Below are 16,205 nucleotides of genomic sequence, written 5' to 3'. Positions count from 1 at the left end.
GTGGAGCATTTTAAGTATGGCACGCGTAACTGTTCAGGACGCTGTAGAGAAAATTGGTAACCGTTTTGACCTGGTGCTGGTCGCCGCGCGTCGCGCTCGTCAGATGCAGGTGGGCGGTAAAGATCCGCTGGTACCGGAAGAAAACGATAAAACCACCGTTATTGCACTTCGCGAAATCGAAGAAGGTCTGATCAACAACCAGATCCTCGACGTGCGTGAGCGCCAGGAGCAGCAAGAGCAGGAAGCCGCAGAACTGCAGGCCGTAACCGCCATTGCTGAAGGTCGTCGTTAATTAAACCTGCGGGTCGCCCTTGTATCTGTTTGAAAGCCTGAATCAACTGATTCAAATCTACCTGCCTGAAGACCAGATTAAGCGTCTTCAGCAGGCGTATCTCGTTGCACGTGACGCTCACGAGGGCCAGACACGTTCAAGCGGTGAACCCTACATCACGCACCCGGTTGCGGTAGCCTGTATTCTGGCCGAGATGAAACTCGACTACGAAACGCTGATGGCTGCCCTGCTGCACGACGTGATCGAAGATACCCCTGCCACCTACCAGGATATGGAACAGCTGTTTGGCAAAAGCGTTGCCGAGCTGGTGGAAGGGGTCTCTAAGCTTGATAAGCTGAAATTCCGCGACAAGAAAGAGGCTCAAGCCGAAAACTTCCGCAAGATGATTATGGCGATGGTGCAGGATATCCGCGTCATTCTCATCAAACTCGCTGACCGTACCCACAACATGCGCACGCTGGGCTCACTTCGCCCGGACAAACGCCGCCGCATTGCCCGTGAAACCCTTGAAATTTACAGCCCGCTGGCGCACCGTTTAGGTATCCACCACATCAAAACCGAGCTGGAAGAGCTGGGCTTTGAAGCGTTGTACCCGAACCGCTATCGCGTGATTAAAGAGGTGGTGAAAGCCGCACGCGGTAACCGTAAAGAGATGATTCAAAAGATCCTCTCTGAAATTGAAGGGCGTTTGCAGGAAGCGGGAATCCCGTGCCGCGTCAGCGGTCGCGAAAAACATCTTTACTCCATCTACTGCAAAATGGTGCTCAAAGAGCAGCGTTTTCACTCGATCATGGATATCTACGCGTTCCGCGTAATCGTCCACGACTCTGACACCTGCTACCGCGTGCTGGGGCAGATGCACAGCCTCTATAAACCGCGCCCGGGGCGCATGAAAGATTACATCGCCATTCCGAAAGCGAACGGCTATCAATCTTTGCATACCTCGATGATCGGTCCGCACGGCGTGCCTGTTGAAGTGCAGATCCGCACCGAAGACATGGACCAGATGGCAGAGATGGGTGTAGCCGCACACTGGGCTTACAAAGAGCACGGTGGCGAAAGCAGCACCACCGCGCAAATCCGCGCCCAGCGCTGGATGCAGAGCCTGCTGGAGCTTCAGCAGAGTGCGGGTAGCTCGTTCGAATTTATCGAGAGCGTTAAATCCGATCTCTTCCCGGATGAGATTTACGTTTTCACCCCAGAAGGCCGCATTGTCGAACTGCCTGCGGGCGCAACGCCGGTCGACTTCGCCTACGCCGTGCATACCGATATCGGGCACGCCTGCGTGGGCGCGCGCGTCGACAGACAGCCTTACCCGCTGTCTCAGCCGCTCTCCAGCGGACAGACGGTCGAAATTATTACCGCGCCGGGCGCACGTCCGAACGCGGCCTGGCTGAACTTTGTCGTGAGTTCCAAAGCGCGCGCCAAAATTCGTCAGCTGTTGAAAAACCTCAAGCGCGATGACTCCGTCAGCCTGGGGCGTCGCCTGCTCAACCACGCGTTGGGCGGCAGCCGCAAGCTGGCTGAGATCCCACCGGAGCATATTCAGCGTGAACTCGACCGTATGAAGCTCACGTCTCTGGACGATCTGCTGGCGGAAATTGGTCTGGGTAACGCGATGAGCGTCGTGGTGGCGAAAAACCTGCAGCAGGGCGAAGCGACGCCATCTGCTCCAGGCGCATCCGGCCATGCTCATCTGCCGATCAAAGGCGCGGACGGGGTGCTGATCACCTTCGCAAAATGTTGCCGTCCAATCCCTGGCGACCCGATTATTGCGCACGTCAGTCCGGGCAAAGGGCTGGTTATCCACCATGAATCCTGTCGTAACATTCGCGGCTACCAGAAAGAAGCCGAGAAGTTTATGGCGGTCGAGTGGGATAAAGAGACGGCGCAGGAATTTATCACCGAAATTAAGGTGGATATGTTCAACCACCAGGGTGCCCTGGCGAACCTGACGGCAGCCATCAACACGGCCTCGTCCAACATTCAGAGCCTGAATACGGAAGAAAAAGACGGCCGCGTCTATAGCGCCTTTATTCGTCTGACCGCTCGCGACCGCGTGCATCTGGCGAACATTATGCGCAAGATCCGCGTCATGCCGGACGTGATTAAAGTCACCCGAAACCGAAACTAGGTTTATGAATTCACAACGTTATGCCCGTATCTGCGAAATGCTCGCCAGACGCCAGCCTGACCTGACGGTCTGCATGGAGCAGGTGCATAAACCTCATAACGTCTCTGCCATCGTCCGTACCGCAGATGCCGTCGGCGTGCATGAAGTGCACGCCGTCTGGCCGGGTCACCGGATGCGAACCATGGTCTCTGCTGCGGCAGGCAGTAACAGCTGGGTATCCGTCAAATCTCACCAGACGATTGGCGATGCCGTATCGCATCTGAAAGGACGCGGGATGCAGATCCTGGCGACAAACCTGTCCGATAAGGCCGTGGATTTCCGCGAGATCGACTATACCCGCCCGACCTGCATTTTGATGGGTCAGGAGAAAACCGGGATCTCCCAGGAAGCGCTGGATCTGGCGGATCGGGACATCATCATTCCGATGATCGGCATGGTCCAGTCCCTTAACGTCTCCGTGGCATCCGCGCTCATTCTGTATGAAGCGCAGCGCCAGCGTCAGAACGCCGGGATGTACGAGCGCAGCAACAGCATGCTGCCGGAAGAAGAACAGCAGCGCCTGCTGTTTGAAGGTGGCTATCCGGTGCTGGCACGCGTTGCGAAGCAGAAAAAATTGCCTTACCCCCACGTCAACGCGCAGGGCGAAATTGAAGCCGATGCCGAGTGGTGGGCCACCATGCAGTACGCCGGGTAACCGATGAAAGGCCGCCTGCTGGATGCTATCCCGCTCAACAGCCTGACGGGCGTGGGCGCGGCGCAAAGCAATAAGCTGGCAAAAATTGGCCTGCACACCGTGCAGGATCTCCTGCTTCACCTCCCCCTGCGTTACGAAGACCGCACTCAACTCTACAAGATTGGCGATCTGCTTCCCGCCATTTACGCCACCGTTGAAGGCGAAGTCCTGAACTGCAACATCACTTTCGGCGGACGCCGGATGATGACCTGCCAGATCAGCGACGGCACCGGCATCCTCACCATGCGTTTCTTCAACTTCAGCGCGGCGATGAAGAACAGCCTGGCGACCGGCCGCAGAGTGCTGGCCTATGGCGAAGCCAAACGCGGGAAATACGGCGCAGAGATGATCCACCCGGAGTACCGCGTGCAGGGCGATCTCAGCACGCCGGAACTGCAGGAGACGCTCACTCCGGTTTACCCGACGACCGAAGGCATTAAGCAGGCGACGCTGCGTAAGCTCACCGATCAGGCCCTGGAACTGCTCGATACCTGCGCCATTACCGAGCTGCTGCCGCCAGAACTGGCTCAGGGGATGATGAGCCTGCCCGAGGCGCTGCGCACCCTGCACCGCCCGCCGCCAACGCTGCAGCTCAGCGATTTAGAAAGCGGTAAACACCCCGCCCAACGGCGTCTTATCCTTGAGGAATTACTGGCGCATAACCTGAGTATGCTGGCGCTGCGCGCTGGCGCGCAGCGTTTCCACGCTCAGCCGTTAAGCCCGAATGATGTGCTCAAAGATAAGCTGCTGGCCTCGCTACCCTTTAAGCCCACCGGCGCGCAGGCGCGCGTCACCGCCGAGATTGAGCGCGATATGGCGCTCGACGTGCCGATGATGCGCCTGGTGCAGGGCGACGTAGGTTCAGGTAAAACGCTGGTTGCCGCCCTGGCCGCCTTGCGCGCCATCGCCCACGGCAAACAGGTCGCCCTGATGGCGCCGACAGAGCTGCTGGCCGAGCAGCACGCCAATAATTTCCGCGCCTGGTTCGCACCGCTCGGGATTGAGGTGGGCTGGCTCGCCGGAAAGCAAAAAGGCAAAGCGCGTCTTGCGCAGCAGGAAGCCATCGCCAGCGGCCAAGTGCAGATGATTGTCGGCACACACGCTATCTTTCAGGAGCAGGTGCAGTTTAACGGCCTCGCGCTGGTGATTATCGATGAACAGCACCGCTTCGGCGTGCATCAGCGTCTGGCGCTGTGGGAAAAAGGGCTGCAGCAGGGCTTCCACCCGCATCAGCTGATCATGACCGCCACGCCGATCCCGCGTACCCTGGCGATGACCGCCTACGCCGATCTGGATACCTCTACCATCGACGAACTGCCGCCGGGCCGAACGCCGGTGACGACGGTCGCCATACCGGATACGCGCCGCAGCGACATCATTGACCGCGTGCGCAACGCCTGCACCCATGAAGGGCGCCAGGCCTACTGGGTCTGTACCCTGATTGAAGAGTCTGAACTGCTGGAAGCCCAGGCCGCCGAAGCGACGTGGGAAGAGCTCAAGCTGGCACTGCCCGAGCTGAACGTTGGCCTGGTTCACGGCCGCATGAAGCCTGCCGAGAAGCAGGCGGTGATGCAATCCTTCAAACAGGGGGAACTGCATTTGCTGGTCGCGACGACGGTCATCGAAGTGGGCGTTGACGTACCCAACTCCAGTTTGATGATCATCGAAAACCCGGAGCGTCTGGGGCTTGCCCAGCTCCACCAGCTGCGCGGGCGCGTTGGCCGCGGCGCGGTAGCGTCTCACTGCGTGCTGCTTTACAAAGCACCGCTTTCAAAAACCGCCCAGATGCGACTGCAGGTGCTGCGCGACAGCAACGACGGCTTCGTGATTGCGCAAAAAGATCTGGAGATACGCGGCCCGGGCGAACTACTGGGCACGCGCCAGACGGGAAATGCTGAATTCAAAGTGGCGGATTTACTGCGCGATCAGGCCATGATCCCGGAAGTTCAGCGCCTTGCGCGCCATATTCATGAACGCTACCCCGAACAGGCGGCAGCGTTAATTGAACGCTGGATGCCGGAAACCGAACGGTATTCCAACGCCTGATCTCAGGCAAATATCGGCAGCATCAGGTACAGCTTGATCACCAGCGCGTTGACGATATCAATGAAGAATGCGCCGACCATCGGGACCACCAGAAACGCCATATGCGATGGCCCGAACCGTTCAGTGATCGCCTGCATGTTGGCGATAGCCGTAGGGGTAGCCCCCAGACCAAACCCGCAGTGACCGGCCGCCAGCACCGCCGCATCATAGTTTTTCCCCATCATGCGCCAGGTCACGAACATGGCATACAGCGCCATAAACAGCGCCTGCACCGCCAGAATCGCCACCATCGGCAGCGCCAGCGAGGCCAGCTCCCACAGCTTCAGGCTCATCAGCGCCATCGCCAGGAACAGCGACAGGCAGACGTTGCCGAGCACCGATACCGCCCGTTCAAACACGCGGTAGAAGCCCATCAGCGCCAGACCGTTGCTCAGGATCACCCCGATAAACAGCACGCAGACAAACGTCGGCAGTTCAAACGCGGTACCCGCCAGCCATTGCGCAACCACTTTGCCCACGGTCAGGCAGATGGCAATCATCGCGATGGTTTCAATCATCACCAGCGAGGTGATGCTGCGTCCAACGTCCGGTTTTTCAAACGCGGTCGGCACCATTTCATCGTCCGGTCTGCCATTCGGCGTGGTGGAGTGCTTCACCAGATAACGCGCTACCGGGCCGCCAATCAGGCCACCCAGTACCAGGCCAAAGGTCGCGCAGGCCATCGCCACTTCCGTCGCGTTTTCAAAACCGTAGCGTTCGATGAACAGCTTGCTCCACGCCGCGCCGGTGCCGTGACCGCCCGAAAGGGTAATCGACCCCGCCAGCAGCCCCATCAGCGGATCCAGCCCCAGCAGCGTTGCCATACCGATGCCAATCGCATTTTGCATCAGCAGCAGCCCCACCACCACAATCAGAAACACGCCGAGCACCTTACCGCCCGAGCGCAGGCTCGCCAGGTTGGCGTTCAGGCCGATGGTGGCAAAGAAAGCCAGCATCAGCGGGTCTTTCAGGGACATATCAAAATCAATTTCCCAGCCCATGCTTTTTTTCAGTATCAGCAAGGCCAGCGCCACCAGCAGACCGCCAGCGACAGGTTCAGGAATAGTGTATTTTTTCAGAAAGGAAACGCTGTGGACCAGCTTGCGACCAAGCAGAAGAACCAGCGTTGCGGCAACAAGGGTCGACAACGTATCGAGATGAATCATAAAAGGCTCCTGTTATGCGCGTATTCCATACACACGCGGCGTTATCCTGGGCCGGTTTGCGCTCGTCATGAGCCCCCGGCGCAAAAAGTGTAATTTTTTTTTCCGATAGGTTGTAAAAAACCTGCTCACAGCGGCAGATTTTCTTCCTTTTTTTTGCTGGCAATCGTTTGCTTTTACCAGGTGGTCAGATAAAATGCCCGCTTTTCCACCGTGGGATTGCCGCCGATGTCCGTTAACACCATAGAATCGCCAGATGCGCAACCGATTGCGCAGAAGCAAAATAGCGAACTGATTTACCGCCTTGAAGACCGACCGCCGCTGCCGCAGACGCTTTTTGCCGCCTGCCAGCATCTTCTGGCGATGTTTGTTGCGGTGATCACCCCGGCGCTGCTGATTTGCCAGGCACTCGGTTTACCGGCGCAGGACACGCAGCACATTATCAGTATGTCTCTGTTCGCCTCCGGCGTGGCCTCCATTATTCAAATTAAAGCCTGGGGCCCGGTGGGGTCTGGGCTACTGTCGATTCAGGGCACCAGCTTTAACTTCGTGGCGCCGCTGATCATGGGCGGTACGGCGCTGAAAACCGGCGGTGCGGATGTTCCGACCATGATGGCGGCGCTGTTCGGCACCCTAATGCTGGCAAGCTGCACGGAGATGGTCATCTCCCGCGTGCTGCACCTGGCTCGCCGTGTAATCACCCCGCTGGTTTCCGGCGTGGTGGTGATGATTATCGGCCTGTCGCTGATTCAGGTGGGCCTCACCTCCATCGGTGGCGGCTACGCGGCAATGAGCGACCACACCTTCGGCGCGCCGAAAAACCTGCTGCTGGCGGGCGTGGTGCTGGCGATCATCATTCTGCTTAACCGTCAGCGTAACCCTTACCTGCGCGTGGCCTCGCTGGTGATCGCCATGGCAGCGGGCTATCTGCTGGCGTGGGCGCTGGGGATGCTGCCGGAGAACACCGCGCCGACCAACAGCGCGCTGATCACCGTCCCAACGCCGCTTTATTACGGCCTGGGCATAGACTGGGGTCTGCTCCTGCCGCTGATGCTGGTGTTTATGATTACTTCTCTGGAGACCATCGGTGATATCACCGCTACCTCCGACGTCTCTGAGCAGCCGGTTTCCGGCCCGCTGTACATGAAGCGTCTGAAAGGCGGCGTACTGGCGAACGGCCTGAACTCGTTTGTCTCTGCGGTATTTAATACCTTCCCGAACTCCTGCTTCGGCCAGAACAACGGTGTGATCCAGCTGACCGGCGTGGCCAGCCGCTACGTTGGTTTCGTGGTGGCGCTGATGCTGATCGTCCTCGGCCTGTTCCCGGCGGTGAGCGGCTTTGTGCAGCACATTCCTGAGCCGGTGCTGGGCGGCGCAACGCTGGTGATGTTTGGGACTATCGCGGCCTCCGGCGTGCGTATCGTCTCCCGCGAGCCGCTGAACCGTCGCGCGATCATGATTATCGCGCTGTCGCTGGCCGTTGGTCTGGGTGTTTCCCAGCAGCCGCTGATCCTGCAGTTTGCGCCGGACTGGGTTAAAAACCTGCTCTCTTCCGGCATTGCCGCGGGCGGTATCACCGCTATCGTGCTGAACCTCGTTTTCCCGCCTGAGAAGAACTGATCTCCCTCACGGCAGGCGGTCAATGCCTGCCGTGACATCTAATTACACCATTCCCGCCTTGAGCATTGCGCATAAATCGTGCATAACTCCCTTATGTTCGTTTCGCGGGATGGAAGACCATGAAATTTATTGGAAAGCTACTCGTCTATCTTCTGGTAGCCCTGCTTATTGTGCTGCTGGCGCTCTATATTTTGCTGCAGACCCGTTGGGGCGCGGCGCAAGTCAGCAGCTGGATTACGGTGAATACCGACTACGAACTCAGTTTCGACAAGATGAATCACCGCTTTTCATCGCCTTCCCACCTCATTCTGGAAAATGTCACCTTTGGGCGGGACGGTAAACCCGCCACATTAGTTGCCAAAAAAGTCGATATTGGCCTGAGCAGCCGTCAGATCACTGCTCCGCTGCACATGGGCACTATCACCCTGTTCGACGGCACGCTGAATCTCTCGCCTCAAACAGCGCCGCTGCCCTTCCAGGCCGATCGTCTGCAGCTGAACAACATGGCCTTTAATAGCCCGAATACTGAATGGGATCTGAGCGCACAGAAGGTCACGGGCGGCGTCAGCCCATGGCAGCCAGAAGCCGGGAACGTGCTGGGTAAAAACGCGAAGATCCAGATGAGCGCCGGCTCGCTGACCCTGAACGGCGTACCAGCCACCAACGTGCTAATCGACGGCCAGTTGAACGGCAAGGAGGTGGTGCTGAACACCATTGGTGCCGATATGGCCCGTGGCTCGCTCACCGGCTCCGCCCTGCGTAATGCTGACGGAAGCTGGATAATCGACACCATGCGCCTGAACGAGATCCGCCTGCAGAGCGACAAAACGCTGAAGGCGTTCTTCGCGCCGCTGGCTACCATCCACTCCCTGCAAATTGGCCGTCTGGAGGTCACCGATGCCCGCCTGCAAGGCCCGGACTGGGCGGTGACCGATCTCGACTTAAGCCTGCGCAACCTGACTCTCAGCAAAGGCGACTGGCAGAGCCAGGAAGGTCGCCTGTCCATGAACGCCAGCGAGTTTATCTTCGGCTCGCTGCATCTGTTTGACCCGATCCTGAATGCGGAGTTTTCCCCGCAGGGCATAGCGCTGCGTCAGTTCACCTCCCGCTGGGAAGGCGGTATGGTGCGCACGTCCGGCAACTGGCTGCGCGACGGTAAAGCGCTGGTTCTGGACGATGTTGCCATCGCCGGGCTGGAGTACACCCTTCCTGAAAACTGGAAAACGCTGTGGATGGAGCCGCTGCCGGAATGGCTGAACAGCGTCACGCTGCAAAAATTTGGCCTGAGCCGCAACCTGGTGATCGACATCGATCCCGCCTTCCCGTGGCAGATCACCTCCCTGGACGGCTACGGCGCAAACCTGCAGCTGGCGAAAGATCGCCAGTGGGGCGTCTGGGGCGGCAGCGCAACATTAAACGGCGCGGCGGCGACCTTTAACCGCGTCGACGTGCGCCGTCCGTCGCTGGCGCTGAATGCCAACGCCGCCACGGTGAACATTAGCGACCTGAGCGCCTTTACCGAGAAAGGGATCCTGGAGGCGACCGCCACCGTGTCACAGCTGCCACAGCGGCAAACCACCGTGAGCCTGAACGGGCGCGGCGTACCGCTCAACGTGCTGCAGCAGTGGGGCTGGCCTGCGTTACCGATTACGGGCGACGGCAATATTCAGATGACCGCCAGCGGCAGCGTGCAGGCGAATGCCCCACTGAAGCCGACGGTGAATGGGAAGCTGAGCGCGGTGAATATGGATAAGCAGCAGGTTGAGCAGACGATGACGGGCGGCGTGGTTTCAACGCCTGTGCAATAAAGTTTTTGATGTTTGTTCCCTCTCCCACAGGGAGAGGGTCAGGGTGAGGGCATCAGAGCGCATAATTACCTTAGGCCCGGTAAGCGAAGCGCCACCGGGCATTTTCCACCTCAGAGCTGAACCACCACCTCATCCCCCTCCGCTTTCACCACCACACCCCACTCGCTGCCCGCGTACGAGCCGCCTTTCACGCCACTCACCTTCTGCACGTTGCGCAAGCACACCGACCAGTTTTTCGCGTCACCCGCGCCGTTAAAGGTCACAATGTCGCCCCGACGCGATGCCTTCAGCGTAAATGCCACGGAACCGTCCGCCGCAGGCACTTCGCTCACCGCCGCTGCGCCATCCTCCAGGTTAAACAGCTGGAAGGCCGTCCCCTCGTTCCACGCGTAGTCCGGCTTCTGGTTATTGTTACCCAGCGCCAGCAGCGTGTTGTCGCGCACGTAGACCGGCAGACTCATAAAATCGTGCTGCTGCTTATGCCAGCGGCTGCCATGGATTTCGTCGTTGTGCCACAGGTGGGTCCAGCGGCCTTCCGGCAGGTAGAACTGCACGTCCCCCGCCTCGGAGAACACCGGCGCCACCATCATGGAATCCCCCAGCATGTACTGACGGTCGAGGTAATCGCACGCCGGATCGTCCGGGAACTCCAGCATCATCGCACGCAGCATCGGCGTGCCGAACTCGCGGGCCAGCGCCGCCTGACGGTACAGGTACGGCATCAGCTGACACTTCAGCTGCGTGAAGTGACGCACCACGTCGCAGGACTCGTCATCGTACGCCCACGGCACGCGGTAGGATTTGCTGCCGTGCAGGCGGCTGTGGCTGGAGAACAGCCCGAACGCGCACCAGCGTTTATAGACGTGCGCCGGAGCGGTGTTTTCGAACCCGCCGATATCGTGGCTCCAGAACCCGAAGCCGGACAGGCCAATCGACAGCCCACCGCGCAGGCTTTCCGCCATCGACTCGTAGTTGGCGTAGCAGTCGCCGCCCCAGTGTACCGGGAACTGTTGCGCTCCGACGGACGCCGAGCGGGCAAACAGCACCGCCTCCTCTTCGCCGACGGTCTCTTTCAGCACGTTCCACACCAGTTCGTTATAAATGTAGGCGTAGTGGTTGTGCATCTTCTGCGGATCGGAACCGTCGAACCACTGCACGTCGGTCGGGATACGCTCGCCGAAGTCGGTCTTAAAGCAGTCAACGCCGATATCCACCAGGCCTTTCAGCTTGTCGGCATACCACCGGCATGCGTCCGGATTGGTGAAGTCGTAAATCGCCAGCCCCGGCTGCCATTTGTCCCACTGCCACAGGGAGCCGTCCGGACGCTTGAGCAGATAGCCCTTCTCTTTCAGCTCGCGGAAAATCGGGGATTTCTGGCCGATATACGGGTTGATCCACACGCAGACCTTCAGCCCTTTCTCTTTCAGGCGGCGGATCATCCCTTCCGGGTCCGGGAAGGTCACCGGGTCCCACTCGAAGTCGCACCACTGGAAAGCCTTCATCCAGAAGCAGTCGAAGTGGAAGACGTGCAGAGGCAGGTCGCGCTCGGCCATGCCGTCGATAAAGCTGTTCACCGTGGCTTCGTCGTAGTTGGTGGTGAACGACGTGGTCAGCCACAGGCCGAACGACCACGCCGGCGGCAGCGCCGGGCGCCCGGTGAACTGCGTATAGCGGTTCAGCACCTCTTTTGATGTCGGGCCGTCGATCACGAAATACTCGAGATATTCCCCTTCCACGCTGAACTGCACTTTAGAGACCTTCTCGGAGCCGACTTCAAACGAGACGTTTTCCGGGTGATTCACCAGCACGCCGTAGCCGCGGTTGGTCAGGTAGAACGGGATATTTTTGTAGGACTGCTCGGTGCTGGTGCCGCCGTCACGGTTCCAGGTTTCGACCGTCTGGCCGTTGCGCACCAGCGCGGTAAAGCGCTCGCCCAGGCCGTAGACTGTTTCCCCTACGCCCAGATCCAGACGCTCGAACACGTAATTACGGTCGGTGTTACTGTCCTGCACGTAGCCGTTGTTTTTCAGCTGGCTGCCGGTAATGCGCTGGCCGTTGCGCAGGAAATCCAGCGCCCAGAACTCGCCTTTGGTGACGCGCACGCTGACGCTGCCGCTTTTCAGCTCGGCAAATTCGGCGTTGTTTTCAATCTCGACCTTCACGTCTTTCAGAACGTTCAGCGGATAGTGCGGGCCGCTGTTCAGCGCGCCCTGGAAGTGCTCGATGCGCACCCCGACAATCCCTTCCTGTGGAGCAAACAGGCGGACCGTGAACATCAACGTGTCGAGCTGCCAGGTGCGCTCACGCACGTCGCGCGGCGCAACATACACCACCATGTCATTGCCCTGCTGCTCCACGTCGAACACCTGAACCGGATAGGTCACGTTCAGGCCCGGTTGAATAAGCCAGTTTCCATCACTGATTTTCATGCTTTCGTCCTCTTAGTTCTGCAATTCTTTACTGACCGGCAGGTTTTCAAAATCCTGCTGATTGCGGCGCGCGCCCTGCGCCAGCTCACCCAGGATTTTGGTCAGGAAGGGGGTTTTCAGCGTGTAGTAGCGTTTGGCGATAATGGCGCTCAGCACGTAGCAGATCGCCGGCGCCAGCGTAAACAGGCCGATAATGATACTGATGGTCGCGCTGTTCTGGGTTTTGGCCGCCGCGTCGTAGCCGCCGCCTGCCAGCATCCAGCCGATCATCGCCCCGCCCAGCGCCAGGCCGAGCTTCAGCACGAACAGCGTGCCCGCAAAGCTGATGCCGGTCAGGCGTTTGCCGTTGGTCCATTCCCCGTAGTCGACGGTATCGGACATCATCACCCACTGGATTGGCGTCACCAGTTGGTGCAGCACGCCGATAACGAAGATAAAGACGAACATCAGCACGGTGGCGTGCATCGGGACGAAGAACATCGCCACGCTGACCACCGCCAGCGCGGCGTTGGTCCACCAGAAGATGCTGACCTTGCACTTCCAGTCGGTGAGCGGTTTCGCCAGCGCGGAGCCAATCAGGTTGCCGACGCAGTAGGTGGTGAGGAACGCAACGAATACTTCCGGCGAGCCCATGATCCAGGTGCAGTAGTACATCATCGCGCCGCCGCGCACGCAGACGGCGAGGATATTGAGGATGGTGAGCACGCCGACGATGCGCCACTGGTCGTTTTGCCAGATATCGCGCAGATCTTCCCGCATGGAGGTGGTGCTCGGCGGCACCTGGATGCGCTCTTTGGTGGTGAAGAAGCAGAACGCCAGCATCAGGAACGCGACCACCGACAGCACGGCGATCCCGCCCTGGAAGCCGAACGCCTTATCTTCTCCGCCAATCAGCTTCACCAGCGGCATCATCAGCACCGTGGAGAGCATGCCACCCGCCGTCGCCAGCACGAAGCGCCAGGACTGAAGGGAGATACGCTGCGTCGGGTCGCTGGTGATTACCCCGCCCAGCGCACAGTACGGGATGTTGACCACGGTATAGAGCAGGGTCAGCAGGGTGTAGGTAACGGCGGCGTAAACCATTTTGCCGTTGAGGCTGAGGTCCGGCGTGGTGTAGGCCAGCACGCAGACGATGCCGAACGGGATGGCACCGAATAAAATCCACGGGCGGAACTTGCCCCAGCGGCTGCGGGTGCGGTCGGCAATCAGCCCCATACACGGGTCGGAGATCGCATCCAGCGCGCGCGCCAGCAGGAACATGGTGCCGACAAACCCGGCGGGAATGCCGAAAATATCGGTGTAGAAAAACATCATATAAAGCATGACGTTATCAAAAATGATGTGGCTGGCGGCGTCACCCATGCCGTAGCCAATCTTCTCTTTTACTGACAATACTTCGCTCATCTTTTTTATCCTTCACGCTGTAGGGGGCGCTGAGACCGGTTGCATTGGTTTTAAACCATTGTTTCAACGGCGGGTATTGCGTTTTCTGGTTAGCAGATTACGTTTCTTGTTTTTTGTGATCGCGATAAATGTTGGAGAGCACAAAAGGCTAACCTGAGGATTTTCTTAGGAATTAGCTGAAACAGGGGGGTACAGGTCAAAAGAGAGGTGAAAAAAGTGGTGTGGGGTATGTGGTAAATGCCTGAAAGTAGCTATAATGCGCCCCGCCTCCATGTAGCAATGCAGGCGCGGAAGATCGTCATCTCCGGTGAGGTGGCTGGACTTCAAATCCAGTTGGGGGCGCCAGCGTTCCCGGGCAGGTTCGACTCCTGTGATCTTCCGCCAAAAGTCTTACTCTATACGCTTTCATTATTCGACAGCAGTTAACATCATTTTTTTCTAACTAAAGGAATGGAATGTTGGATACTCAGAGAAATAAAAAAATAGGAATAATGCTTGGAAATGGTTTCACTATTGATTTAATACATAGAATAAATAGTTCTTCCAACATTGATCCATCAGATCTTTTCAAATATGGTGACCTTGTCAAATGGCCCGCAACTGGAGAGCCGGGATTTCTGTCTGCAAGGTATTGTCCAAACCTTTGGCGTTTAGGTGCAAGGCCGGGATTAAATCAAAAAGCTTCATACGAAATAATAGAGGAATTGATTACAGTAATCAATTTATATGCAACTCTTCCGTCAGAAACTTTAAAAAAGAAAAATCAATCAAATCCCAGCCCATTATCTAATATATACATATATGCCTACCAAGAATTGGTAGCATATTTAAGGGAGTTGTTTATATATTATAATTCGTTGATTAATGACGAGACACTCCGAAACATCCCATGGGGATGGCGTGATTATCTTACAAAACTCGATAAAGACCCAACCATAGAATCAGTCGAGATCATAACTTATAATTATGATATTTTTCTCGAAAGAATTTTAGATCAACTTAACATCCGATTCTCAATACCTGGAATTCAAGAAAATGATGCGAAGTTTAAAATTTATAAACCACATGGTTCAATTAGCTTTATCTATGAAGGCTACATGCCTAAAGATAACTATAATATTCAGACAGAACTTTCATTGAACAACGGTGATATATCAAAGTTTCAAATTAAATATGATAACTTAAGCTTATACATGCCTCTAATCCCGATAATACCCCCAGCAGGTGAAGCCCATCGATATGCTCAAAACTGGGCTAACTCAATAAAATCCCACTTAAAAGGCTCCATAAGCAAATTTAAAGAAAAAGATGATTTCTTCATATGCGGGATATCATACTGGCATGTTGATCGGGCTGAAATTGATGAAATAATCCGAGAGTTAAATAGCGATGTAAATGTAAGAATGATTAACCCGGGTAATGTTGAAGGGTTAAGCGCTATTTTAGGTATGGTTTTTAATAGTTATATACATCACTCATCCTCCGATATTTTGAAGGAGTTAGTCTAATGGATATTTTGAAGCGAGATTCCAATAGCATAAATATTGCCTCTTTCTGGGAAGGTTATTCTCTTAATAAGTTCAACTTTGACCCTCCATATCAAAGAGATAGCGTTTGGGATGAAGAGAAACAATCTTTCTTCATTGATTCAATTCTTAGAAATTATCCTATACCACCCATATTTTTGCATCAGAAAATTGATGATGATACTGGAAGAATAACATTCGAAGTTGTAGATGGTAAACAGCGTTTAACTGCAATTGTTAACTTTATCAAAGGAATTATTATTTCTGCAAGTGAGGAAAATGATGATGAGTTAACTGGAGTATCATTTGAAGATCTTGGCAATGAAAAATATGCTGAAATCAAGAAACTATTTTGGCGCTATCAAATGCCGATAGAATATATTGATACTGAAGATGAAAAAATAATTGACAGCATTTTTGATCGTTTAAATCGAAATGGAGAACGTTTAAATGGTCAAGAACTTAGAAACGCCAAATATCACCAAACAAATTTCTATCAAAGCGTTGTCGAATTGTCTCAAATACCTTTTTGGCAGAAAACATTAAACCATGTAGATAAAAAAAGGATGGAAGATAAAGAATTTATCTCTGAACTTGTTTTTACCCTTCTTGAAAACCAGGTATTTGGAGCAACACAAGATATCATAGATGAACTGTATGAGAAATATTGCCCTCAGGATCAGGATTTATATATTCCGGCCTTACAGGAATTTATAAATGTTACTTCCTATTTGCAAGAAATGAATATCGACTTCAAGGCTTATAAAGCTAATGGCGTAAGCCATCTTTATGGGTTCTTTAATTACGTAATTCACTGTCATCAAAATGGTATACCTGTTGAATACGCTTCAGATGTTCTTAAAAGATTTCTTGATAGTCTGTGGGACAAAGGTAATAATGATAATGAAGAATTGCGAAAAGAATACCGCAAAACAATGAGTTCAAGTACAAAAAGCAAATCACAAAGGAACAAACGAATAGAGGTGCTAATCAGTCTTTTAGATAATTAGT

Annotated in this window: 11 protein-coding genes and 1 tRNA gene; 9 read left to right on the top strand and 3 right to left on the bottom strand. The window is 55.5% G+C overall.

All coding sequences use genetic code 11. The features are described 5' to 3' along the window. Nucleotides 1-16: 16 nt before the first annotated feature. The 4 genes from rpoZ to recG are packed head-to-tail and all read left to right on the top strand — an operon-like array spanning nt 17 to nt 5,205. Nucleotides 17-292 (top strand): DNA-directed RNA polymerase subunit omega, encoded by a 276-nt coding sequence (gene rpoZ, locus ACTJI7_RS18690; RefSeq protein ID WP_000135058.1) that lies wholly within the window; start codon nt 17-19, stop codon nt 290-292. Nucleotides 293-311: 19 nt separating this feature from the next. Further along, nucleotides 312-2,426: a bifunctional GTP diphosphokinase/guanosine-3',5'-bis pyrophosphate 3'-pyrophosphohydrolase gene (spoT, locus tag ACTJI7_RS18685; RefSeq protein WP_045630233.1), complete on the top strand. Its 2,115-nt coding sequence runs from the start codon at nt 312-314 to the stop codon at nt 2,424-2,426. A gap of 4 nt (nt 2,427-2,430) precedes the next feature. After that, a complete protein-coding gene (trmH, locus tag ACTJI7_RS18680) occupies nt 2,431-3,120 on the top strand; it encodes a tRNA (guanosine(18)-2'-O)-methyltransferase TrmH (protein WP_028015010.1) in 690 nt (229 codons plus the stop codon). A gap of 3 nt (nt 3,121-3,123) precedes the next feature. Further along, a complete protein-coding gene (recG, locus tag ACTJI7_RS18675; RefSeq protein ID WP_048958508.1) occupies nt 3,124-5,205 on the top strand; it encodes an ATP-dependent DNA helicase RecG in 2,082 nt (693 codons plus the stop codon). Nucleotides 5,206-5,207: 2 nt separating this feature from the next. Here the strand turns inward: recG and gltS are convergent, their stop codons facing one another. Next, entirely contained in the window at nt 5,208-6,410 is a 1,203-nt protein-coding gene (gene gltS, locus ACTJI7_RS18670) for a sodium/glutamate symporter (RefSeq protein WP_047366905.1), read from the bottom strand. Between the two features lie 225 nt (nt 6,411-6,635). Between gltS and xanP the strand changes: the two genes are divergently transcribed. Both xanP and ACTJI7_RS18660 read left to right on the top strand, forming a co-directional pair. Beyond that, complete coding sequence (xanP, locus tag ACTJI7_RS18665) at nt 6,636-8,027, top strand: xanthine/proton symporter XanP (RefSeq protein WP_014881972.1); 1,392 nt, start codon at nt 6,636-6,638, stop codon at nt 8,025-8,027. A 119-nt stretch (nt 8,028-8,146) separates the two neighbouring features. Continuing rightward, nucleotides 8,147-9,835: an AsmA family protein gene (locus ACTJI7_RS18660; protein WP_248223748.1), complete on the top strand. Its 1,689-nt coding sequence runs from the start codon at nt 8,147-8,149 to the stop codon at nt 9,833-9,835. Between the two features lie 110 nt (nt 9,836-9,945). Here the strand turns inward: ACTJI7_RS18660 and yicI are convergent, their stop codons facing one another. Beyond that, on the bottom strand, nt 9,946-12,264 hold the full coding sequence (gene yicI, locus ACTJI7_RS18655; protein WP_440670559.1) for an alpha-xylosidase: 2,319 nt from the start codon (nt 12,262-12,264) through the stop codon (nt 9,946-9,948). Nucleotides 12,265-12,276: 12 nt separating this feature from the next. Next, on the bottom strand, nt 12,277-13,668 hold the full coding sequence (locus tag ACTJI7_RS18650; RefSeq protein WP_150145118.1) for a glycoside-pentoside-hexuronide family transporter: 1,392 nt from the start codon (nt 13,666-13,668) through the stop codon (nt 12,277-12,279). 289 nt (nt 13,669-13,957) lie between these two features. Here ACTJI7_RS18650 and ACTJI7_RS18645 point away from each other — a divergent pair. From ACTJI7_RS18645 to ACTJI7_RS18635, 3 genes are all read left to right on the top strand, one after another. After that, nucleotides 13,958-14,052 (top strand) — tRNA-Sec (locus tag ACTJI7_RS18645). 71 nt (nt 14,053-14,123) lie between these two features. Further along, on the top strand, nt 14,124-15,176 hold the full coding sequence (locus tag ACTJI7_RS18640) for a hypothetical protein (RefSeq protein ID WP_440670557.1): 1,053 nt from the start codon (nt 14,124-14,126) through the stop codon (nt 15,174-15,176). After that, nucleotides 15,176-16,204, top strand: coding sequence for a DUF262 domain-containing protein (locus ACTJI7_RS18635; protein WP_193037605.1), 1,029 nt, complete (start codon nt 15,176-15,178; stop codon nt 16,202-16,204). Before ACTJI7_RS18640 ends, ACTJI7_RS18635 begins: the two co-directional genes overlap by 1 nt. Nucleotide 16,205 lies beyond the last annotated feature (1 nt).

This window comes from Enterobacter sp. 22499, from assembly GCF_052044815.1.
Taxonomy (GTDB): domain Bacteria; phylum Pseudomonadota; class Gammaproteobacteria; order Enterobacterales; family Enterobacteriaceae; genus Enterobacter; species Enterobacter bugandensis.
The sequence above is the reverse complement of the archived record's forward strand: the minus strand, read 5'-3'. Positions and strand labels throughout refer to the sequence as shown.

Coding starts and splice junctions, on each gene's coding strand:
- ACTJI7_RS18660 (WP_248223748.1), top strand. CDS start 8,147: ATGAAATTTATTGGAAAGCTACTCGTCTATCTTCTGGTAGCCCTGCTT.
- ACTJI7_RS18640 (WP_440670557.1), top strand. CDS start 14,124: ATGTTGGATACTCAGAGAAATAAAAAAATAGGAATAATGCTTGGAAAT.
- gltS (WP_047366905.1), bottom strand. CDS start 6,410: ATGATTCATCTCGATACGTTGTCGACCCTTGTTGCCGCAACGCTGGTT.
- xanP (WP_014881972.1), top strand. CDS start 6,636: ATGTCCGTTAACACCATAGAATCGCCAGATGCGCAACCGATTGCGCAG.
- trmH (WP_028015010.1), top strand. CDS start 2,431: ATGAATTCACAACGTTATGCCCGTATCTGCGAAATGCTCGCCAGACGC.
- rpoZ (WP_000135058.1), top strand. CDS start 17: ATGGCACGCGTAACTGTTCAGGACGCTGTAGAGAAAATTGGTAACCGT.
- recG (WP_048958508.1), top strand. CDS start 3,124: ATGAAAGGCCGCCTGCTGGATGCTATCCCGCTCAACAGCCTGACGGGC.
- ACTJI7_RS18635 (WP_193037605.1), top strand. CDS start 15,176: ATGGATATTTTGAAGCGAGATTCCAATAGCATAAATATTGCCTCTTTC.
- ACTJI7_RS18650 (WP_150145118.1), bottom strand. CDS start 13,668: ATGAGCGAAGTATTGTCAGTAAAAGAGAAGATTGGCTACGGCATGGGT.
- yicI (WP_440670559.1), bottom strand. CDS start 12,264: ATGAAAATCAGTGATGGAAACTGGCTTATTCAACCGGGCCTGAACGTG.